The 384-nt window shown below is 29.4% G+C and carries 1 protein-coding gene; it reads right to left on the bottom strand.

What is annotated here, in order from left to right; all coding sequences use genetic code 11:
* On the bottom strand, positions 1-384 hold a 384-nt coding region (locus L21TH_RS11625; protein WP_034430041.1), incomplete at both ends, for an S-layer homology domain-containing protein.

The following is a 384-nucleotide window of genomic DNA, read 5'->3' as shown; positions in this document are numbered from 1 at the left end:
AACATAATTTTCTTTGTATGGATTTTCTACTAAAGCACTAGCCACTTTAATAACTTTTTCATCTAGGTTGTCTATTAAAACTCCTTTTACTTCATTTCCTTGTATGGTTATTTCTCCATTTTCATCAATTTTGAATTCATCAGCATTAACATATTTAGCATTTAATAAATTTTTGCTATATTCTATTTCTTGTGAAGTATCTTCCTGTGAATTGTTTTCCTCTCCTATATCAATACCTCTATCTAAAGCATCAAACATATTTACTATCATTTGACTTGCCTCGGCTCTTGTAGCTTCACCATTTGGCTTAAATGTTTTGTCTGGATAGCCATTTATAATTCCATTTTCACTAGCAATAATTATGTATCCTTTATCTTCTGCTTT

The organism is Caldisalinibacter kiritimatiensis (assembly GCF_000387765.1).
Lineage (GTDB): Bacteria > Bacillota > Clostridia > Tissierellales > Caldisalinibacteraceae > Caldisalinibacter > Caldisalinibacter kiritimatiensis.
Note: the sequence above shows the minus strand (reverse complement) of the source record. Positions and strands in the feature narration are given on the sequence as shown.